Source organism: Brucella tritici, assembly GCF_902825325.1.
In the GTDB taxonomy this organism is placed as follows: Bacteria; Pseudomonadota; Alphaproteobacteria; order Rhizobiales; family Rhizobiaceae; genus Brucella.
On record NZ_CADEAR010000005.1, the window covers coordinates 250,983 to 271,938 of the forward strand.

Below are 20,956 nucleotides of genomic sequence, written 5' to 3' on the forward strand. Positions count from 1 at the left end.
AGGATGGCGGTGGCCTACCACTCTTGCCGACGCGGCTGATGGCAGGACTTGCAATCCTCCCGCCTATCTGCGCGATCTCTTCATCAGCCTCGCCAACGGTCATCTGGCCAAAGACATCGACGCCCTGATGCCATGGGCATATGCCGTCCACATCAATGCCTCTCAATGAGCTCATCCGGCACTATACGGCGAGCTCATTGCATCATTCACCGCATTTCAACGCAAAAGCGTGCCAACCAAGGACCAACGGTCGTTTGTTATGGGGGTTGCTGTGCCGTTTTGGAATTTGCCTGCCAACGGTCATATGAAGACCGATGACAGGCTGGCGATACAATCTATGCGCTGCTAAGGGCTACAGGGCAAAGTTAGCTGTTAATGATGAGAACTTACTTAGTCATTTCATCGACCGTCTTCACGAGCATGGGAAGGGCATCTTCAGGGGTAAGGTCGCCCCGCATAACCTTGGCAATGATGTCGCGTTCCGCACGCCAGATGCGCACCGACGATCCGGTCGGATACCCCTCCCACGGGCGCGCCAGCTCGATTTGGGATGCCACTGTTTTGAAGCGCGGTTCCTTTTGGTAAAAAGGAGCAAGATAATCAGCGCCGTCAGCCAGTTTGTTCGTCGGTAGATACCCTGTCGTTTCTACCACGATACTCTGTCCTTTCGGACCGGTGGCAAATTTCAGATATTCCCAGGCCGCTTTCTGCACGGCCTCATCTTGTGAAAGAATGATGCCTGCTGCGCCGCCCGTTGGGAGGCCGCCATTCTCCTTATCGTCAATCGGTACTCTTATCGTGTTCAGTTTGAAGCGGTCTCCTACAAGGCCGATAATCTGTGCAAGGCGGGCGGGAGTATCGATGAAATAGGCGGTTTGTCCAGCTGCGAATTGCTGGCGCGCCTGTTCAAATTCCAGCAAATTCTCGCCGCCCTCAGTCACGATACGACGGAGAATTTTGAGGGCTGCCAGACCCTTTTCATTGTTGAAGCCAGCCTTTCCTGTTTCAGGCTCGACGAGCTGCGTTCCTTCCTGCCGCAAAATGGTCTGCCAGAGCCAATCGTCGGGCCAATCGTAGATTGTATAACCGATGCCCGTCATCTTCGGGTCTGCGTCATGGATTTTCTTGGCGCGCGCCAGAAGATCGTCCCAAGTCGCAGGTACCTCCTTGGGGTCCAAACCTGCTTTCTCGACGGCGCTTTCATTGACGTAAAGAATTGGAAGCGACGCGTTGAAGGCCATACCGTATTTGACACCATCTACAACGCCAATATCGAGCATGGACTGCGAATAATTCTCCGTTATCCAGTTTTGTGGTTCGGCATCCAGAAACGGCTTGAGGTCTACGATCTGGTTGCGCTTGGACAAAGTGCGCGCAAGCTCGGGCATAAGATGGTAGCCGGGAAAGTAGAGGTCTGGAAGCTGATTGGTGACGGCCAGCCGCTGCATTAGGAGATGGCCTTCGTCGTAGTCCTTGGCAGGAGCCCGGAATTTTATCTTGATATCCGGGTGCTCCTTCATGAAGGCTTGAGAAATTGGATCATGGAACTTCGCGAAGCCGGATTGTGCGTAGAGCACGTCCAGTGTCACCTCGGCGGCGGGTGCCGTTCCCGCCATCAAAAGCGTAAAGGTTCCGGCTGCGATGAATTTTGCTATGTGTTTCATATGTTCCTCCCTGGATTCAGACGTTTATATATTGAGGCTTCTTATTTGACACCGGTCATGGTGATGCCCTGAATGAAGCGCTTGCGCGCAATCAGGAAGCAGATCACGAGCGGGGCGGTGAGCATGGTGGCGGCCGCCGTCAGCGCTCCATAATTCGAGCCAGTTTCCGCGTCAGCGAAGAGCAGCATGCCAAGCGGCGGCGGTGCGAGCTGGTTGTCGGAAATGACGATGAGCGGCCAATAAAGGTCGTTCCAGTGCGCGACAATCGAGAACACCGCGAAAGCGGCGATTGCCGGCATGGCACTCGGCGTGACGATGCGCCAGATGATTTCAAGCTCGCCCATGCCGTCAAGTCGTGCGGCATTGATGATATCGTCGGGGAAACTCCTAAAAAACTGCCGGAACAGGAATATTGCGAAGGCTGACAGGAAAAACGGCAGCATCATCGAAAAATAGCTATTGAGCTGACCAGCCCAGGCCAGAGCGATATAGAGGGGAAGCGCTGGCACCTGGATGGGGATCGCCAGTGCCAGCAGGATCAGAACGAAGAAAAGGTTGCGGCCGGTAAATTTCAGCTTGGCCAGTGCGTAGGCACACGGGATCGCGACGATCAACTGGACCAGAAGGATACCGCTGCACACAATGACGCCGTTCAGCGCAAAGCGCAGCAAAGGTGCGCTTTCAAGCGCGAAGCTGTAATTTTCCACGCCATAAAACTGCGTTGGCCATAGCCGCAGCTGAGCGCTGAATATCTCATTTGGCGGTTTGATTGATGTGACGAGCATCCAGACGAAGGGCATGACGATGAAGATTGCACCTAAGATCAAGATGGCGTGGACCGCGATGAAGCCAAGTCCCCGTTTCAGCTCCGAGAAGCTGCGTGCAGGCGGGCTGGCGATTTGTGGCTGTTCGTCCGATAGCGGTGTCAATAGTGCACCCTCCTGTCGATGAAAAAGGTCTGGATGCCCGAAAAGATCAGGATGAATGCCAAAAACACCAGCGTCAGCGCTGCGGCATAGGCGGTCGAAAAATACTGGAAGCCTTCCAGATAGATCGCATAGAGAATCACATTGGTGGAATCTTGTGGGCCGCCCCGCGTGATCGCGACTACCGTGTCAAAGACCTTGAAGGCGGTGATGGATGTAGTGATGAGGACGAACATGGTCGTCGGCCCAAGCATCGGCCAGGTCACGGTCAGGAAGCGGTCGATCACGCCAGCTGCACCATCAATATCAGCGGCTTCATAGAGGTCTTTGGGGATCGCCGAGAGACCGGCCAAAAACAGCACCATGTTGAACCCGACAAGTTGCCAGATTCCAATGACCGCCAACGTCGGCAGCGCATAGGCAGGGTCGCTGAGGAAATTGACCGGCTGGAAGCCCAGGGCAACAATAATCGCGTTGATTGGTCCAAGGCTTGGATGAAGCAGGAATTTCCATACCGACGCCATGGCAATAAGCGTTGCCGTGACCGGCAGGAAGAAGATGACCTCATAGATTGCGCGGCTACGCGTTCGGCCATGGATGAGAAGGGCGAACAGGAGTCCGAGCCCCACTGATCCGGGAACCACGAAGGCCACGTAGATGAACGTGTTGAAGAGCGATCGACGGAAGGTTTCGTCGTGCAAGGCATTGGAAAAATTCTTGAGGCCGGCAAATGACAGCGTCAGGTCGCCAAGCTGATAATCGGTGAGACTGAGCACCACTAAGACAATCAGCGGCACGATATGGAGCAACAGGAGCAGTATGAATGCGGGTGCCGCCAGGCCAAGCCCTGTCAGCTTCTCAACGAATTCTCGCCGCCCGAGCCTTTGTCCAAGAGCCGGTTCAACGGGTTGAGCCATGTTTTGCCCTCCCGGAATCGTCGCCTGACAAGAGCACATGCGTTTTTTCCGCCCGCCGTCCGTCGGGGCCGAAAATATGGCAAAGCGTGGGGTCGAAGGTCAGTCGCACAGCATCGCCTTCGTGGATGTCTTCATGCGGCGAAGTCGTGCGCATGATGAAACTGGTCGCTTCCGTGCCGGTCAGGTCGAGGTGATGGAGAAATTCGGCGCCGAGATTTTCCGTGCGGCGCAGGCGTGCGTCGATGATTGGTTGACCTGTGGCCGTCTGCTTAAGCGAAAGAAGGTCGAGCGCCTCCGGCCTGATGCCGATGGTCACACTCTCGCCCTGCGGCAGGTTGACGGCGATGCCAAGTGGCCTGCCTTGTATTTCCACCCGACCGGCCGGTCCAATCGATGCGGGCATAGTATTGATTGTTGGGCTACCGATGAAGCGGGCCACTTCCAGATTGGTCGGATGCTCATAAAGTTCCGTCGGCGTCCCGAGCTGCTGCACCTTGCCGCCGTCCATCATTGCGACACGGTCCGACATGGTCATGGCTTCGATCTGGTCGTGCGTGACATAGATGAAGGTCGCGCCCATGCGCTTGTGCAGTTCGGTCAGTTCTGTGCGCATGTGGACGCGCAGTTTCGCGTCCAGATTGGATAGCGGTTCGTCCATCAAGAAGGCGCGCGGCTGGCGGACCATCGCCCGGCCGAGCGCCACGCGCTGGCGCTGCCCGCCAGAAAGCTGCGCAGGTTTGCGGCCAAGCAGCGCCTCAATCTTCAATTGGCCGGCCACGGCTTCGACCTGTTGTGCAATCTCTTGTGTTAGCCTTTTGCGGCGTGGCGAGAGATGTTTGATCAGCGGGATGCGCTCCAACAGGCTGAGTTTTTCTACTGTGAGGGGAACAGCGATGTTGTCGAAAGCCGTCATATGCGGATAAAGCGCGTAACTTTGAAACACCATCGACAGCTTGCGCTCATGCGGGCGCAGGTGGTTCACCGATGCGCCGTCCACGCTGATCGTACCTGCCGACTGGCTTTCCAGGCCGGCGATGATGCGCACGAGTGTCGACTTGCCGCAGCCCGAAGGTCCAACGAGGGTAAGAAATTCCCCGTCGCGGATCGAAATATTAATGTCGTCCAGTACCTTGAGGCTTCCGAACGATTTAGTGATGTTTTGGATATCGACCTGGGACAAAAACTCTCCTCCAGCATTCGTCGCCCGCTCCAACTATCGCGGGGGGTAAACCTCATGCACAACGTCATCGATCCACATCATCTTCAGTTCCGGCAGATGTACACGCTTAAAGCTGAAACCTGAATCCGAGAAATCGTATCGTACGGCGCCAAGCTGCTTTTCGCCGCCCAAAGGCGGCTGCATGTCTGGACCAACCGCGAAGGCGGCTGACGGACACCAGACGAACTGGATGCCGTCGAGAACGAAATCGTGTGACAGATGAAGATGACCACTGGCGATAAGATCGACACCGAAGCGCTGCGTGAGGCGCTGCAGCCGGGTGCGTGGTTCCGGCCTTACTGACCAATAACCGTTGTCGATATCGTCCCAGCCATTGATAAACAGAGGTTGGTGGGTAAACCATGCGATGCGGCGGCCGTCCGCGCTCTGCATTTGTCGTTCCAGCCAGTGAAACTGCGCTTCTTCCGCCGCAAGACCGGAACTCATGATCATGGAATCGAACCCGAGAAGGCGCCACTTTCCCACATCCTTTGCCCAGAAATCTGCGCCATACTGTCGGTTCCAGCGTTCCAAACGATGTTCATTGGTCGGCTGATGTGCGCTTTGCGGTTCGCCGACATCGTGGTTTCCAGGAACAACCAGCATCGGGGCGGGCAGGCCGACCATCACTTCGCGGCAGAAGGTAAAATCGTCCTCGACATCCGCGCCGTCCACGCTGATATCGCCGGAATGAATGATGAGATTGGGATTTTCACTGGCGAGCCAGTTTTTCAAAGGCTGCCAATTTTCCACGAAATGCGCCTTGTGGCGTCCAAGATGCGTGTCTGAAATCTGTATGACGCGGACCATTCCTTCATTCCCCTGATTGCAAACTGATCAGATCAATTCGCCGCATCGAAAAAGGTTTACAACTGTTGGTGTGGACTTGCAAATGTAACGTTCCGGTCAGTCGGTCAGTCATGTTCACCGATGAGGATATTGGCAGCGGTTATCGCAGCCGGTAATTCTGCTGCTCCGTTGACAACGAAAGCAGCGCCGCTGGCCTTGAGAAGCGAAGCCCGGTCGGGACGCGGATCTGCTGGATCGACAAATCCGATTGCAGTCATGCCTGCTGCATTGGCGGCGAGGACGCCGTGCGAACTGTCGTCGATCATCACGCAATGCTCCGGCTTGACGTGGAATTGTTCAGCGCAATGCAAAAGAAGGTCTGGGGCAGGCTTGGGTCTCGCCACCATCTGGGCGCTGAACACTGCGGGATGGAAATGCTCCCACAAATCAAGCTTGCCCAAACTGCTTTTGAGGCGCTCGATGGAACTGTTTGAGGCAACGCATTTGGGCCGCCTCACGCTTTTGACCACCGCATCAATGCCCGGCATCGATGTGAGCGAACACCCAAATTCCTCATAAAGACGCGTGTGCCAGGCGGAGAAATGGGCATCGATGTCGATCATGCCCAGTTCTTCCGCACAGATCCTGCGGATAGACGGTTCTGAATGGCCGGTGAACCTGACATGCGCCTCCTCGTCCGTGATGGACATGCCGGCATTGCGCAGCATTTCGGCAAGTGTCCGGCTGGCGATAGGCTCGCTGTCAATCAGCACCCCGTCACAGTCAAAAATGATGAGAGCAATATTTTCAAGAGCATCCAAGCCTGCTGATGTTATGTCGGTCATGGCAATCATCCCTGCACGCAGGGCATTGGATGGACGGCAGGAAAGCCAGCCCGCATATCGTACGGGATAGGTCGGTGTCGTTTTGCCCTTTTGATTTCCGGCGGCATCGCTCTTTCCTCCCGGTAATGCTTCAACTTTGACGACATTCAGTCTAGGTAGGTCGAAACAGTTGTCAATAGATAATTACAGATGTAAATACATTAGATATTGAAACAGTAGAATCAGCGATTTGTGCCGTAAATTCGGAGTGCCGGTATCTTTCCGTGCGGGAGAAGCGCTGCTACACCAAGGCAGACAGGCAGAGGGTCCGCCGGGCGGGCCCGGTTGGCAAATGAGGTTCTGATGATGAACGGAAAACCGTTGTTGAACGGTCCAGCTGCGCTCGCCGAAGAACAGATGCAGATGCGCGTCGTCTGGCAATATTTCATGGAAGGTCGGACACAAGGAGAAATCGCGCAGGCCTTCTCCACCAATCGCCTGCGCATCAATAAGATTATCGCCGAGGCGCGCCGGTCGGCGCTGGTGACGATCACGTTGAACTCTCGACTGGTGTCATGCGTAGAATTGGAGCGACAGCTCGTCGCCGATTTTTCGTTGCGGCACGCCAGTATCGTGCCGACGCCCGACAATCCTGAGCTGGTGCCTGTGCTGGTGGGACAGGCGACCGCCCATTATCTCTTAGACCAGCTGAACACCACCGACATATCGGGGATCGGTGTGGGGTGGGGCGCGACATTGCGTGAGATGGTGCGTCACATGCCTAAGCTGAAACGGCCCGATGTTTCCGTCAGTTCCGTCCTCGGCGGTCTCACGCATGGCATCGAGATCAATACATTCGATATTGCGAGTGATCTGGCGCGCCAGCTCAATGCGCAATGCGCTTACCTCGCCGCGCCGATTTACGCTGGCAGCCCCCAATCTCGCGACGCCATCGTCAGTCAGGACGTGTTCGAAAGCGCTTTTGAGCGGATCAGGAAGAACGACATCATCCTTGTCAGTATCGGCGACTTGACGATGCGTTCGCTGCTAATCCGCTACGGATTGCCGAGTGACGTTTCGTTGGATGAACTGATTGCAGCTGGTGCCTGCGGCGATATCGTCGCGCAGTTTATTGACCGGAATGGTAAGCCCATCGACCATCCGATCAACCGGCGCGCCATAGCGCCGTCATTCGAGACCCTAAAAAGCGTGCCGACTGTGGTGTTCGCGTCGGGCGGGCTTAACAAGGCAGAAGCGCTTGCTGCCGCGCTGCTCTCCGGCACCGGCAATGTACTCATTTGCGACGAGGAAACCGCGCGCCGTGCTCGCCAGATTGCGCTTGATGCATTAGGTGTTTCAGGCGAGTAGCCAGATCATCTACGTTCCAAACTGCACCGTTGGACGCTATCATCTTTAGCGATAAATAGCTCTCCTTAATGCTGGCCGCTTTTCTCCAATCAGCGGAAATTTTCAATCCAGCTTGGAAATTGCCAAACGCGAGCGATTTTTGGACATCAAGGGGAAAAATAACTATCGCATCAGGCTCCAAAAGCCATGTTTTCGGCCATGCACCTTTTTCAAATTCGCAACGTAGTCATCATGCGTTTTGAACTCTGCAAACTCTTCTATCTGATGTGCCAGAGACGCACATTCCATGAGATGTCGCGCGGCGTGCTTGTAACGACTGGAGCGAGCATAATTGAGCGTAAAATCGATCATGGCACGCAGAAGGAGGGTCGCTGCCAGTGGATATTTCGCGCTTAGCACTTCTGCTGCAGGAGAAAGCAGTTCGTAACGATCGCCATCTAGTCCGGCGGCTCGGTGCGTTACCAATTTGGCTGCTTCGGCAGGAGAAGGATAGTTCAAAAAGAGTATCAATGCCTGCTGGACATCGGGATGGGTCTGAGCGTATGCAAATGCCTTTTCCTCAGCCTCCACATCGTCAAAATCCGGTAATCGGCGCACAAATTCCTTCAGCATGCCGTCATTGAGAGACTGTTCAAAGCACTGCCAGCGAAACTGTTGTGCTTCTTCACCACGACCGAGCATTTCAAGAGCGTCGGCTCGTGTCGCCTGCCAATCGTAGGGAACTTGATACCGCTCACCGATTTGTGCGTTGTCAAGGGTTCTCAAAGCTTCCTCGGCTCGCCCTGCCGAAACCATCCTCCTGCCGATCTCTGTCGCTACTGTGGGGATAATATGCGTGTGCTCGGCATGCTGAGCGATATACAGGTCCACGTCACCTAACGCGTCAGCGATTTGCTGCAAGGACACTTTTGCTGTGAAGAATGCGCTACTCGCATAGACATCGTCCCGATAAACAGGCTCGTTTGAGCTCAAACCTATCAGTTGTCTGCTTTCGTTGGTTCGTTTCGTGTCGCGTGTCTTCGTTCCGCCTTCGAATAGCTGCTGCAATTGCCGCAGCCCTTCTTCGCCAAGGGCTGGTACCATGGATGGGATCAATCTGTCGAATTGACTGTAGCCATTGTTATTCTGGAGTGCTGCATAAATTCGCCCGACAAGGCTCTCCGTGGAGATCTTGACCTGTCCAGCTATCCGTCCTGCGTCATCAATTGCCTGATGAAAGCTTTCGGTGAGCGTTCCGCTACCGTCATGTGTGCGTTCGTAAATAGAATCTCCTAACAACAAAAACTGCCATATGAGTTCGAAAGCCTCATCGGGATTCGTCGGTGCTATTTTTTCGACGATTGTTTTACGCTGGGTTTCCAGATCGGATTTGACCGTCTTGACTTTCTGCCAGTCGATCCAACTCTTGGCACGAGCGATACTGCTGAGACGTTTGCGAACCTCCCTGGCCAATTCTTCCCCGCTAGAGTTACCAGCAAGTTCCATTCGAAGACGTCGTTTGTGGTTGGCATTTCCGGTACTGATTTCGATCAGCAGTTCAGCCAGTTTCTCTACGCCGAGCGCTTCGAGATTTTTTGCATTGAGCGTCGTTTTGGATGCCATGAAATAAGCCATTCGATTAATGCATAGCTGAAATCTGAATAGCGGACTGAACAGGTTTTCACCAGCATGATTAATCTCTTCTACGGACGGGTTTCCCTCGATTGAACTTTCAACGAACTCATTCTGGCACATCGCGATGCCGTTGGGAGCCGTCCACACCAACATGGAAGAAAAGTTGGTCATCGGGTTACATTTGTTTCACAAGATTCTCGCATCGTCTCAATGTGTATCGTTGGGGCGATTGTTGAAGGGTTGCTCCGACCATTGAGCACCGCGATCCAGCCTGAAGAAGAGGCGGAGCAAAAAGCCAGTATCGTTCAGGTTTGTTTGAGATTTGCCGGTCAGTTTGCCAGATGAGCAGCCATGGCACCTATCGCTTAGTTTGCCACGAAGGGTCATGACAGGGGAGCGTGGCCCCGATCAAAGATGAAGATCACGCTTTGTGTCATTGCGATTCGTCGCTTTAACCGGACGGGAGGAAACTTTAAATGAAGCGCAGTTTTGCGGTCTTTATCGTTTAACGAACCGGTTGACTTCTGCAGCCTCGTCCATTTCCTTTCGCCGGAAATAGATGGCGCGCCCGCAGCGGATTGGACTGTGTCCCTGTACAATGATGATCTGCTCATCCTTGCGCATGCTTTGAGTGATTTCGTGTGGCATGATCAGCGGGCGACGTTGGAAATTGAGGTTTTCGGATTTTCGCGAGGCGGTGTTTTTCGTATCCCAGCCGGTATTTCGTGAACTGCTTTTTACCTCCACCGTCATTTCCCCGCATTGGGCCGAGACGTTTCGCGCGGTATCGAGTGCCTTGATCGCCGCATAGCTTGTAAAGGCGCATCCATCGAGCCATGACAATGCACCGTCTTTGCCAAAATGGCGTTCCAACTGGCCGACGGATTGGTACATCAGCATCATGCTGATCCCGTATTTGCGACCGCGATCACGCGCTTCTTCAAGAACGCGCATATAGCCAAGCAGGTCAACCTCATCGAGCATGAACAAGGCACGGCGCTGGAATGCACCATCCGCCTCAATCATTGCATTGATCAGCGAGCCGATGATTACACGCCCGATCCCCGGATAGGAACGCAGGATCGATGCAGGGATATTTAGAAACACATCCTTTTTGCCTGTCGCGATCTCTGCGGATTTGAAGCTATCGCCACAGACGAGGCCAGCGTAATTGTCGAGAGATAGCCATTGTGTATCCTTCGATGCAGTCGAATAGACACCTGAAAACGTCTGCTCGGTCATATTGACGAAGACGCCAAGTGTTTCACGAATGAAGGCAGATTCTGAATGCTCCTGAACCTCTCGCAGCATGGCGAGCACGGATGTCTCGGGTTCGGAAACGATCTGTCGCAGGCTGCGCAAATTGCGTCGGCCGGAAAACTCCGGCGACAGCGTGACATGTGCGAGAAGCCCAGTGAGAAGATTATGGGCCTGATCTTGAAAGTAAGAGCCGGTCGAGCTTTCGAAGCGCACACTTTCCGACAGCAACATATGAGCGATACCGACAATATCCTCTTCTTTGCTGGTTGATGTCTCAATTGCGTCAAGCACATTGAAACCTGTGACAGGGTTTGCCGGGTCAAGGATCATGGCTTCTCGCCGCAGTTTCTTCCGGCGATGTTCGATGACCATTGGTGCCACTTCGGTCGAGGGATCAAGACAGATGATCGGACCGGTGTAGCGCAGCGCTGTCGGCACGACATTACTCGTCGTCTTGTAGCCGCCTGATCCGGCAAAGAAGAGCATGTGGGTGGAATCGAAATCCTGCTTGTAGGTAAGAAGCGGTGCCTTGCCGCCGCGTCCCCATGTGGCTGGGTCGTTTGGATCGAATGGTAGTTTATGAACGAGCTCCTTGTCGACGCGATAACGTTCGCCAACGACGATTTCGCCATCTTCCGGGAATAGTCGTGCTGCAGCACGCATTGGCAGCCAGTCTGCATCGCCGAAGGTTGCGCGCCGGGCGCGCATTACCTGTTCAGGCACGACACTGGAAATGCGTGCTGATACAGCAATGGCAATAAAGCCGATGACAGCGCTGACGACCGCGATCATATCCAGGTATGACAGCGTCTGGTCCCAACTCAATGCCCGGCTTTCCACGAAGGGGGAAAGACGGGTAATTTCGCGCAATGCGTAGAAACCAGTTATGAGCAGGAAGCAGGCAAGGCTTGCCAGCGCGATCGTTTTCCGCCGATGCAATGGCAACATCCAGACAGTCAGGAGCCCGGCAAGCGGGCCGAATATAAGGGCTGGTACAGGAGACGCCCGTAAAATCCAGTATTGCGGTTTCCCTGATAAGCCAGCGGCCAATTCCGGCCAACGCCAGTTGGCAATATAGAATGCCAAACTGGAAACAGCGATTGGCACCAGGGCGAGCAATTGGCTTGGATGCGGTTTTGCGCCAGTCGTCATTGCGCAGCATCCGGCTTTTCTTGCCAATGAGGATCCGATACTTTTACGCGGAAAGCCATTTCACCGAGATTGCGCAAGCGCTGAAACTCAGCCGTATCCGGTAAAAGTCGCGCCAGTTCCAGCAAGCCACCGAGCAGGAATGCCCGGTCTGCCGTCGACAGACCGGCACGAACGACAATTTCGCCGAGTAGGTATTTTTTGCGAAGGTCTTTCTTACGTTTAACTGACACGAGCAACCTCCGTCGACGCGCCAGTCCCACCATTTGTCTTTCGATGCGACGCAGCGGATGCGTCACCGATGTTCCTTTTTTTCCTTTCGCGAAATCGTGTCGTAATTTCACTAATGATTTGATCGATCTCCGTATCGGCGATGTCCATTTCCGCCAAACCGGATTTCGTGGCTGCACGCGCAAAGCGCTCGGCGGACTTTATCAGCAGTTCTTTTCTGCGTTCGTGCAGCTTCTCGATTTGTATGTCGATATCAAGAATAGAATTTTTGCCTGCCATCTATCGCGTTCCTTCCCATTTCGCGCTTTGCCCCTCGTTTATTTAACTATATATAAAAAGATAGTTAAATATGTTATAAAGCGCAAGTCTATAACATATTGTGCGGAAAAAGCTTGTTTAACTGTCTAAAAAATCGACGTCAATCAAAGCTCGTGTGCCGAGATACGACGTTCTTTGAAGGTCGGGAGGAGTGTCATGGCGATCATGTTCGTCAGAGCGCAGGTGATCAGCAGGGGGGCGGGGCGCAGTATTGTCTCGGCTGCTGCCTATCGCCATCGTGCACGGATGGTGGACGAGCAGGCGGGAACTTCATTTAGCTATCGTAGCGGGGCTGATGAACTCAAGCATGAGGAACTGGCGCTTCCCGATGAGATTCCTAACTGGCTAACGACAGCCATTGAAGGAAAGACGGTCGCCGCGGCAAGCGAAGTTTTATGGAATGCGGTCGACGCCTTTGAGAAGCGGGTGGATGCACAGCTTGCCCGTGAACTCGTTATTGCGCTGCCGGAGGAACTGACACGTGCAGAAAACATTGCGCTCGTCCGCGAATTTATCAGGGAAAATCTGACCGCAAAGGGCATGGTTGCCGACTGGGTCTATCACGACAGGGACAGCAATCCGCATATCCATCTGATGATGACGTTGAGACCGCTGACGGAACAAGGGTTTGGCAGCAAGATGGTGGCGGTATCTGGGCCCGACGGCAAGCCGTTGCGGGTGATCAAGCCCGATCGTCCGAATGGTGCTATCGTTTACTCGCGCTGGGCCGGTGACAAGGAGACGATGAAGGAGTGGAAGATTGCCTGGGCAGAAACGACCAATCGGCATTTGGCGCTTGCTGGCCATGACATTCGTCTTGACGGGCGCTCTTATGCCGAGCAGGGGCTCGATGGGATCGCGCAAAAGCATCTTGGACCGGAGAAGGCTGCTTTGGCGCGCAAGAATATGGAGATGTATTTCGCGCCGGCCGATCTTGTTCGCCGCCAGGAAATGGCAGATCGGCTTCTTGTAAAGCCTGAACTTCTTTTAAAGCAGCTTGAGCGCGAACGTTCCACTTTCAACGAACGCGACATTGCCAGAACGTTACATCGTTATGTTGATGATCCAGCCGATTTTGCCAGTATCCGCACACGGGTGATGGCGTCCAATAATCTGGTGTTGTTAAGGCCTCAGCAAGTTGACCGGCAAACTGGTAAGGTGGCGGAACCGGCTGTCTTTACGTCGCAAGAGATCTTGCGCACAGAGTTTGACATGGTTGGCTCGGCGGAGGTTTTGTCCAAGCGAACTGGCTTCAGGATCACTGACAAACAAAGGGCGTCGGCGTTGGGGGCCATCGAAACGGCTGATCCTGAAAAGCCTTTCAGACTTGAGCAGGAGCAGATTGACGCTGTCCATCATGTCACCAGTGACAGCGCTATTGCCGCCATTGTTGGTCTTGCCGGAGCGGGCAAATCGACGCTTCTTTCAGTTGCACGTATTGCGTGGGAAAGCGGACATCATCGCGTTTTGGGTGCAGCACTTGCTGGCAAGGCAGCCGAGGGATTGGAGGAAAGCTCGGGTATCAAATCGCGAACTCTTGCCGCATGGGAACTTGCCTGGGCGAACGAACGCGATCTGCTGAAACGCGGCGATGTTTTTGTCATAGAAGAGGCAGGAATGGTGCCGTCGCAGCAGATGGCACGTGTGTTGGAGGCAGCAAAGGATGCCGGAGCAAAAGTCGTCCTTGTCGGTGACGCGATGCAGCTTCAACCAATTCAGGCCGGGGCAGCGTTTCGCGCTATTGCTGAGCGGATAGGTTCTGCAGAACTTGCTGGTGTTCGTCGCCAGCGCGAAGGATGGGCACGCGACGCCTCACATCTGTTTGCGCGTGGTGAAGTCGAAAAAGGTCTTGATGCATATTTAAAGCATGGGCACCTTATCGAGGCGCGAACCCACGACGAGATTATCGGCCGTCTGGTTTCGGATTGGGCAGATGCACGCCGCTCGTTTCTCCAGCAATCAAAGGGAGAGGAAAGTGCATTTTCATATTGCGACAAATTACTCGTGCTTGCCCATACCAACAAGGATGTAAGGCTCCTCAACGAATCTCTTCGTGAAGAAATGAAGAAGGAATGCGCGTTGACGGTGCCGCGGGAATTCCGAACTGAACGTGGTATGCGGGAATTTGCTGTTGGTGATCGCATCATTTTCCTCGAAAATTCCAGGTTTATTGAAACGCGAGCAACCGGGTTCGGCCCACAATATGTCAAGAATGGTCTGCTTGGTACCGTCGTTTCCACCGGCGACAGACATGATGTTCCGCTGCTTTCCGTCCGTCTCGATAACGGTCGCGACGTTATTATAAGCGAGGATAGCTATCGAAATATTGATTATGGCTATGCTGCCACCATCCATAAAGCGCAAGGAACGACTGTCGAGCGGACCTTCGTGCTTGCCACCGGCATGATGGATCAGCATCTGACCTATGTGGCGATGACGCGACATCGGGATCGGACAGATCTTTATGCAGCACGTGAGGATTTTGAGCCGAAAGCGCAATGGGGTGGGAAATCGCGTATTGACCATGCAGTGGGCGTTACTGGGGAACTGGTTGAGGCCGGCATGGCAAAGTTCCGACCGCAGGACGATGATGTTGACGAAAGCCCTTATGCCGACGTGAAGACTGATGACGGGACTGTGCATCGGCTGTGGGGCGTCAGCTTGCCCAAGGCGTTGTCCGACGCAGGCGTATCGGAAGGCGATACGGTTCTTTTGAAAAAAGACGGTGTCGAAATCGTCAAGGTCACAATTCCTGTCCTCAACACGGAAACGGGAAAGAAAACTTACGAGGAAAGGCAGGTGGAGCGAAACGTCTGGACGGCAAAGCAGATCGAAACGGCAGCCATGCGTCTTGAGCGCATTGAGCGCGAAAGCCATCGCCCGGAACTCTTTGGACAGTTGGTTGAACGTCTTGGCCGTTCAGGCGCAAAAACCACAACACTCGATTTCGAGAACGAGGCCGACTATCAGGCGCATGTTCGCGACTTTGCCCGCAGGCGCGGTATCAACACAATTTCCGGGATGGCTGCAGACATAGAAGATAAGGTGACGCGCCAATGGTCATGGATTGTGGAAAAGCGCGAGCAGGTGACAAAACTTTGGGAGCGAGCAAATGTCGCGCTTGGCTTTACGATCGAGCATGAGAAAAATGTCTCCTATAATGAAGAGCGATCTGAAAAGCGTGCGGCCGACAATCCCATCGAGTGGGTCTATCTTATTCCACCGACAACCCGATTTGTCCGTAGCATAGAGGAAGATGCCAGGCTTGCTCAACTCAGTTCGGATCGCTGGAAGAAGCGGGAGGTAGTCCTCCGGTCGTTTTTGGAAAAGGTCTATCGTGATCCCGATAGCGCTTTGGCCACATTGAATGGACTTGCATCGGATGCCAGCGTCGAGCCGCGTCGGGTTGCCGATAATCTGCAGCATCTTGGCCATCTGCGTGGATCGGGTCGCCTAATCGACGATCATATTACCCGAAATGACCGCAAGGCTGCACTCAACGCACTGTCGCAACTCGCTCCCTTGGTGCGAGCCCATGCGACAGAATTCCGACGTCAGGCCGAGCGCTTCAAAAATCGCGAAGAAAAACGTCGTTTATATATGGCCTTATCAATCCCGGCACTCTCGAAGCCGGCAATGGCCCGCCTCACCGAGATTGAAAGCGTGCGAGAACACGGTGGACCGGATGCCTACAAGATTGCTTTTGCTTATGCCGTCGAGGATCGTTTGCTGGTTCAGGAGGTAAAGGCAGTCAATGAGGCGCTGACGGCTCGCTTCGGCCGGACTGCTTTTACTAAAAACGTCGATGCCGTCGGCGAACGCAACATGATTGAACGCATGCCGGAGGATCTTGATTCCGATAGACGCGATAAACTGATCGATCTGTTTGGAGCCATACGCCGATTTTGCGACGAACAGAAACTTGCTGAACGGCAAGACCGTTCGCAGGTGGTTGCCGCCGCTAGCGTGGAGCCGGGGAAGAAAACGAGAGCCTTGTTGCCCATGCTTGCTGCTGTGACGGAGTTCCGGATACCAGTCGAAGATGAGGCTCGGGCGAGGGCGCGCGATGTTGCCCACTATCGTCATGATCGAGCAGCCTTGGTGGAAATAGCCAAACGCATCTGGCGTGACCCGGCTGGCGCTGTCGACCAGATCGAGGCTCTTATCTTGAAGGGGTTTCCTGGCGAGCGGATTGCTAGAGCCATCGCGAATGAACCCTCAGCCTATGGTGCAATTCGTGGATCTGATCGTATCATGGATAGACTGTTGGCAATCGGTCGCGAGCGACGAAACGCCCATAAGGCCTTGAGTGATGCGCAAAGTCAGATCCGGTCACTTGGTTCGTCCTATAGGACAGCGCTTGAAAACCAGGTCAAATCAATCACCGAGGAACGTCGACGTATGGCTATCGTCATCCCGGGCATGTCGCCAGCCGCCGAAAATGCATTGCGTAAGCTTACAGATGTCACGAAGACGAAGGGTGCCAAACCCAATGTTGCCGCCAACTCGCTTGATGCCGTCATCTGTCAAGAGTTTGAACGGGTTAGCCGGGCGCTTGACCTTAGATTTGGACGTGATGCGATTTTGCGTGGGGAGAAAACGGTCATCAACCATGTCTCGTTAGCACAGCGTCCAGATTTTGAGGCAATGCGGTTCAGGTTAAAAATTCTCCAGCAAACCGTTCGCAAGCAGGCGCGCGATAAGGTAATTGTTCAGCGCCGACAGCGCAGCGTCAATCAGGTACAGAGCATCGACCGATAAACTCGACTTGAATGAGATGGAACAAGAATGCTTATAAACCGCGATAGTTCCTTCAGTCATATGTTTATAATGGACGCATGTGCTCAAAACTGGAGGACTATGTCGCTTTTACCTGGTATTGTTGACGAATGGAGATAGACGAGGGCAAAATCGATGACGTGGTTCTGGCCTTGTTGTGGCTGACGTTCCACAACGAGCGTTGCGCCTGGATGGGTTTTGACTGGTCAACGACGGATCGGTTGCATGACAAAGGCCTGATCTGTGATCCGGTGAACAAGTCGAAGTCATTGATCTTGACGGATGAAGGGTAACCGGTGTCACACCCTCACCTTGACGCCGCAGCCTAATTTTTTGTGGCGAGCGGGTTCAGACTGAGACGTAATTGCAAAATTGGACTGCGTGAGTTACTTAGCGTCATCCACAAGGACCCGGTGAAACTCCGGGTGGCTCTTCTGGCCGCCGATCCGCCAGACAACACAGCAACGCAACCTATTCCATTTTCGAGGACCGAGTTTCGCTCGGCCCGTTGCCTCAACTGTGAAAAATCTCTCATGCGAACTCTTTCAAACTACCGTCAGGAGTGGTTCTCCAACATCCGTGGCGACGTGCTTTCGGGTATCGTCGTCGCTCTCGCGCTTATCCCGGAAGCGATAGGCTTCTCGGTGATTGCGGGTGTCGATCCCAAGGTCGGCCTGTACGCCTCCTTCGCAATCGCCTGCGTGGCGGCCTTTGTGGGCGGTCGGCCGGGCATGATCTCTGCCGCCACGGCTGCGACCGCTGTCGTCATGATCTCGTTGGTCAAAGAGCACGGTCTTCAGTATCTGTTCGCCGCCACCATCTTGATGGGCGTCATCCAGATCGTCGCGGGATGGCTGAGGCTCGGCCGCGTGATGCGCTTCGTCTCCCGCTCTGTCATCACGGGCTTCGTCAACGCCCTTGCGATCCTGATCTTCATGGCCCAGTTGCCCGAACTCATAGGGGTCCCGACGCTTACCTACGTGATGATCGCAGGCGGCCTCGCCATCATCTATCTCTTTCCATACGTGACCAAGGCTATTCCATCGCCGCTCGTGGCCATCGCGGTCCTCACGGCCATGGCGTGGTGGTTTGGCATGGACCTGCGCACCGTCGGCGACCTCGGTGAGCTACCGTCTTCTATCCCGTTACTGATGCTTCCGCAGGTTCCGTTGACCTGGGAGACGCTGCAGATCATCTTCCCATACTCGGTGACGCTTGCTGCTGTCGGCCTGCTCGAATCGCTGCTTACCGCGCAGATCGTCGACGACATGACGGACACGCCGAGCAACAAGAGCCAGGAATGCGTTGGACAGGGCGCGGGGAACATCGCCTCGGCACTGGTCGGCGGCATGGGCGGATGCGCCATGATCGGACAGTCGGTCATCAACGTAACATCTGGCGGTCGAGGACGGCTTTCAACGTTCGTCGCGGGTGCTTTCCTGTTGTTCCTGATCGTCGTCCTTAACGACCTCGTCCAGATCATCCCCATGGCTGCGCTTGTTGCGGTTATGATTATGGTTTCCATTGGCACTTTCTCCTGGCGGTCGATCCGCGACCTGATACGCCATCCGCTTCCGTCATCCGTCGTCATGCTGGCGACGGTCATCACTGTCGTCGCAACGCATGATTTGGCGAAAGGCGTGATCGTTGGCGTCCTGCTGTCCGGCATCTTTTTTGCTGGTAAGGTAGCCCGTCTGTTCAGGGTCACGCGCGTGGAGGATGCCGAACAAAACAGTATCACCTATGCAGTGGTGGGGCAGGTCTTCTTTGCGTCGGCGGAAGCCTTTATCCATGCGTTCGACTTCACGGATAAGGGTAAGCGGATCATCATAGATCTCACGAAGGCCCATCTCTGGGATATCACCGCAATTGGCGCGTTGGACAAGATCGTATTGAAGTTTCGTCAGGCAGGCGACGAGGTTGAAGTCCTCGGCTTCAACGAAGCCAGTGCTGATATGATTGACCGCTTCGCGCTGCACGACAAGGATGAGCGGCTTGCGGCAAGCGCCTCACTGCACTGAACAACGTGGCTGCGTACATTCGCGCGCAGCCGTCTGCCCCGCTACTGTTGCCTCTTGGTCTGCTCCAAGATCGAATGATTCCAAGGCAAAAGCTCGGCGATACGGCTCTGCCGGTGTCCGTTCACGATGGTGGTGAGTGTAGCGGTCAGATAGGCCAGAGGATCAACCGAATTGAGCTTGCACGTCTCGATGAGCGAGGCGATGGTGGCCCAAGTTCTCTGCTCCGGCATCATGACCAGCAAAGAGTGCGTTCTTCCGATTGAGGGCAATCGGCCGGATGGTCCGCTCGATACTGTTGTTGTCGATCTCAATGCGTCCATCGGTCAGGAAGAGCTTCAGTGGACTTGCCCTTATTTAGTGGTCGAACGTGAATTATTGTAATTTTCGTTGAAATTGGTGTTCTGAGTATGCGGGTGGGCTTTTCGATTTCGACATTTATGGATTGCTGTGTGATCACCACTACTGTGGGTGGCACTCGTTTGGCATAAGAGCAGCCAGCATAAGACACAAAAACTGGCTGATCCACTTGAGCAGCAGCGAGAAATTGTAGCCGACGGCGGCAAGGATCGCATTGATGGCATCGCCTTGTTTGCCGGCCAGATAACTTCGATCCATCCTGTGTTCATTCTTGCAATGGCCGATTACCGGTTCAATGGCTGAACGTCGCTTCATCTGCCGCTTGATTGCCGGCGTGACACGCCGCCTCTGACCACTAATGAAGACCCTGAATTTATGGCTGTCCGGAGCATTGTGACCGCGATACCCCTTATCAGCCAGAATGAGCGACAACTCATTGCCAACCGTTGTCTCAATGTCGGGTATCACGGTTGCAAGCGTGTGGCCATCATAGGGCTTACCTGGCAAAGCCTTTGCATGCAGCGCAAACTGACCGCCCTTCGAACGCTTCAATGTCGTGGCGACAGAGACCTTTACACCAAACTCATATGGCTTATGCGCCTTTCCTTTGCCAATGCACTCCACTTCAGGCGCATGGAGACTATAAATCTTGCCGCCCTTCTGGCGTTGCTGCTGAGCCAGAACGGTTCGGGCCTGATGGAGCGCCACGCTGAACATCTGGCTGAGCTCTTCATTGCCAGAGATCTTGCGCTCAATGTCACGCATGACGCGGCCAAGATAAGTTCTGAGCTGACGCAGCGCCTTTCCTGCACGCTTGAACTGTTTCGCATGGGCGTAACGCTGTTGAGCGATCAAAGCGAATTTGGCTACGCGCACATAGGTCTGACGAAGCTTCAAACCAGCCTTTCTGGTCAGGCACAGCAGTCTTATAAGAGCGCGATGCAAGAGTTTTGCATCGGTAGGAAACATCACATTCTTCGGCTGCACGGTGGTGTCAACGATCACTTCACGCGTGTCCGATGGCTTCATAGCTCCCGTCTTAATCGCTACCGACAAGCTTTCCTGCAAAAGCGTCCTGATGCGCTCTTCTCCCATCCGCTGCCGCCAGCGCGTCATTGATGAGCGATCAAACGGCAAGGAATGCTGAAAAAACTCTTCACCGCAGAAATACTGGACATACGGACTGTCGAGATAACGCGCGCAGACGGCTTCATCTGACAGATTGTAGGTGTGCTTGATGATGGCAAGTCCAGTCATCAGGCGGGTTGGTAAAGGCGGCTTGCCAGCTTTGTCACCATAAACCTCGCCAAAGTGCTTCTCAAGAAATGACCAGTCGATCATCTGCGCCAGCAAAACCAGTTCATGTTTGGGGTCGATGATCTGATCAAGACGGGAGCGGAACAGTTCCTGATTTCCCGTTTCTCTGCGTTCACGTGGTCTGGACATTGGCAGCCTCCGGCAGATCGCAACAACCGAAGTGAATCAGACTTTGGATATCAGCGAAAGCGAATTCTTAAATT

15 protein-coding genes, 2 pseudogenes and 1 other annotated feature are annotated in these 20,956 nt (G+C 54.2%); of the genes and pseudogenes, 5 read left to right on the forward strand and 12 right to left on the reverse strand.

The genetic code is table 11. From position 1 onward, the window contains the following. Positions 1-55 precede the first annotated feature (55 nt). Positions 56-169, forward strand: a pseudogene (locus HWX93_RS23255) (transposase domain-containing protein); the annotation flags it as partial. A gap of 217 nt (positions 170-386) precedes the next feature. Here the strand turns inward: HWX93_RS23255 and HWX93_RS09575 are convergent. From HWX93_RS09575 to HWX93_RS09600, 6 genes are all read right to left on the reverse strand, one after another. Beyond that, positions 387-1,664, reverse strand: a complete 1,278-nt coding sequence (locus tag HWX93_RS09575; RefSeq protein ID WP_176037228.1) for an ABC transporter substrate-binding protein — start codon at positions 1,662-1,664, stop codon at positions 387-389. A gap of 41 nt (positions 1,665-1,705) precedes the next feature. Further along, positions 1,706-2,530, reverse strand: coding sequence for a carbohydrate ABC transporter permease (locus tag HWX93_RS09580; RefSeq protein ID WP_176037291.1), 825 nt, complete (start codon positions 2,528-2,530; stop codon positions 1,706-1,708). Positions 2,531-2,589: 59 nt separating this feature from the next. Next, a complete protein-coding gene (locus tag HWX93_RS09585; protein ID WP_109986207.1) occupies positions 2,590-3,507 on the reverse strand; it encodes a carbohydrate ABC transporter permease in 918 nt (305 codons plus the stop codon). Then, entirely contained in the window at positions 3,491-4,687 is a 1,197-nt protein-coding gene (locus HWX93_RS09590; RefSeq protein ID WP_176037229.1) for an ABC transporter ATP-binding protein, read from the reverse strand. Before HWX93_RS09590 ends, HWX93_RS09585 begins: the two co-directional genes overlap by 17 nt. A gap of 33 nt (positions 4,688-4,720) precedes the next feature. Further along, a complete protein-coding gene (locus tag HWX93_RS09595) occupies positions 4,721-5,536 on the reverse strand; it encodes a metallophosphoesterase family protein (protein ID WP_176037230.1) in 816 nt (271 codons plus the stop codon). A 104-nt stretch (positions 5,537-5,640) separates the two neighbouring features. Then, positions 5,641-6,360 carry an HAD family hydrolase gene (locus tag HWX93_RS09600; protein WP_109986281.1) on the reverse strand — a complete coding sequence of 240 codons (720 nt, stop codon included), beginning with the start codon at positions 6,358-6,360 and terminating at the stop codon, positions 5,641-5,643. 345 nt (positions 6,361-6,705) lie between these two features. Here HWX93_RS09600 and HWX93_RS09605 point away from each other — a divergent pair, with 345 nt between their 5' ends. After that, a complete protein-coding gene (locus tag HWX93_RS09605) occupies positions 6,706-7,707 on the forward strand; it encodes a sugar-binding transcriptional regulator (protein ID WP_109986282.1) in 1,002 nt (333 codons plus the stop codon). 162 nt (positions 7,708-7,869) lie between these two features. On the opposite strand, the gene HWX93_RS09610 is transcribed toward HWX93_RS09605, so the two are convergent. From HWX93_RS09610 to HWX93_RS09625, 4 genes are all read right to left on the reverse strand, one after another. Further along, positions 7,870-9,309, reverse strand: coding sequence for a DUF6880 family protein (locus HWX93_RS09610; RefSeq protein WP_109986283.1), 1,440 nt, complete (start codon positions 9,307-9,309; stop codon positions 7,870-7,872). Positions 9,310-9,819: 510 nt separating this feature from the next. Continuing rightward, positions 9,820-11,733: a Ti-type conjugative transfer system protein TraG gene (gene traG, locus HWX93_RS09615; protein WP_176037231.1), complete on the reverse strand. Its 1,914-nt coding sequence runs from the start codon at positions 11,731-11,733 to the stop codon at positions 9,820-9,822. Continuing rightward, complete coding sequence (locus HWX93_RS09620) at positions 11,730-11,963, reverse strand: conjugal transfer protein TraD (RefSeq protein WP_176037232.1); 234 nt, start codon at positions 11,961-11,963, stop codon at positions 11,730-11,732. The genes traG and HWX93_RS09620 overlap by 4 nt, the downstream gene beginning before the upstream one ends. Next, positions 11,953-12,240 carry a TraC family protein gene (locus HWX93_RS09625; RefSeq protein WP_176037233.1) on the reverse strand — a complete coding sequence of 96 codons (288 nt, stop codon included), beginning with the start codon at positions 12,238-12,240 and terminating at the stop codon, positions 11,953-11,955. The genes HWX93_RS09620 and HWX93_RS09625 overlap by 11 nt, the downstream gene beginning before the upstream one ends. Before the next feature lie 195 nt (positions 12,241-12,435). Here HWX93_RS09625 and traA point away from each other — a divergent pair, with 195 nt between their 5' ends. The 3 genes from traA to HWX93_RS09640 all read left to right on the forward strand — a co-directional run bounded on the left by traA (position 12,436) and on the right by HWX93_RS09640 (position 19,079). Next, a complete protein-coding gene (traA, locus tag HWX93_RS09630; RefSeq protein ID WP_176037234.1) occupies positions 12,436-17,040 on the forward strand; it encodes a Ti-type conjugative transfer relaxase TraA in 4,605 nt (1,534 codons plus the stop codon). A 128-nt stretch (positions 17,041-17,168) separates the two neighbouring features. Further along, positions 17,169-17,351 carry a DUF6429 family protein gene (locus tag HWX93_RS09635; protein ID WP_176037235.1) on the forward strand — a complete coding sequence of 61 codons (183 nt, stop codon included), beginning with the start codon at positions 17,169-17,171 and terminating at the stop codon, positions 17,349-17,351. A 110-nt stretch (positions 17,352-17,461) separates the two neighbouring features. Next, positions 17,462-17,517, forward strand: a sequence feature (sul1 is cis-regulatory element that is thought to sense ions involved in sulfur or methionine metabolism; They are found in Alphaproteobacteria). Positions 17,518-17,591: 74 nt separating this feature from the next. Continuing rightward, positions 17,592-19,079, forward strand: a complete 1,488-nt coding sequence (locus HWX93_RS09640; protein WP_176037236.1) for a SulP family inorganic anion transporter — start codon at positions 17,592-17,594, stop codon at positions 19,077-19,079. Between the two features lie 41 nt (positions 19,080-19,120). Here the strand turns inward: HWX93_RS09640 and HWX93_RS09645 are convergent. Continuing rightward, positions 19,121-19,418, reverse strand: a pseudogene (locus tag HWX93_RS09645) (transposase domain-containing protein); the annotation flags it as partial. A 120-nt stretch (positions 19,419-19,538) separates the two neighbouring features. Then, positions 19,539-20,882, reverse strand: coding sequence for an IS5 family transposase (locus HWX93_RS09650; protein ID WP_176037237.1), 1,344 nt, complete (start codon positions 20,880-20,882; stop codon positions 19,539-19,541). Positions 20,883-20,956 lie beyond the last annotated feature (74 nt).

Excerpts from the sequence above, each read along its gene's own strand:
- HWX93_RS09650 (WP_176037237.1), bottom strand. The coding sequence starts at position 20,882 with ATGTCCAGACCACGTGAACGCAGAGAAACGGGAAATCAGGAACTGTTC.
- traA (WP_176037234.1), top strand. The coding sequence starts at position 12,436 with ATGGCGATCATGTTCGTCAGAGCGCAGGTGATCAGCAGGGGGGCGGGG.
- HWX93_RS09605 (WP_109986282.1), top strand. The coding sequence starts at position 6,706 with ATGAACGGAAAACCGTTGTTGAACGGTCCAGCTGCGCTCGCCGAAGAA.
- HWX93_RS09625 (WP_176037233.1), bottom strand. The coding sequence starts at position 12,240 with ATGGCAGGCAAAAATTCTATTCTTGATATCGACATACAAATCGAGAAG.
- HWX93_RS09640 (WP_176037236.1), top strand. The coding sequence starts at position 17,592 with ATGCGAACTCTTTCAAACTACCGTCAGGAGTGGTTCTCCAACATCCGT.
- HWX93_RS09595 (WP_176037230.1), bottom strand. The coding sequence starts at position 5,536 with ATGGTCCGCGTCATACAGATTTCAGACACGCATCTTGGACGCCACAAG.
- HWX93_RS09600 (WP_109986281.1), bottom strand. The coding sequence starts at position 6,360 with ATGACCGACATAACATCAGCAGGCTTGGATGCTCTTGAAAATATTGCT.
- HWX93_RS09610 (WP_109986283.1), bottom strand. The coding sequence starts at position 9,309 with ATGGCATCCAAAACGACGCTCAATGCAAAAAATCTCGAAGCGCTCGGC.
- HWX93_RS09635 (WP_176037235.1), top strand. The coding sequence starts at position 17,169 with ATGGAGATAGACGAGGGCAAAATCGATGACGTGGTTCTGGCCTTGTTG.
- traG (WP_176037231.1), bottom strand. The coding sequence starts at position 11,733 with ATGACGACTGGCGCAAAACCGCATCCAAGCCAATTGCTCGCCCTGGTG.
- HWX93_RS09575 (WP_176037228.1), bottom strand. The coding sequence starts at position 1,664 with ATGAAACACATAGCAAAATTCATCGCAGCCGGAACCTTTACGCTTTTG.
- HWX93_RS09585 (WP_109986207.1), bottom strand. The coding sequence starts at position 3,507 with ATGGCTCAACCCGTTGAACCGGCTCTTGGACAAAGGCTCGGGCGGCGA.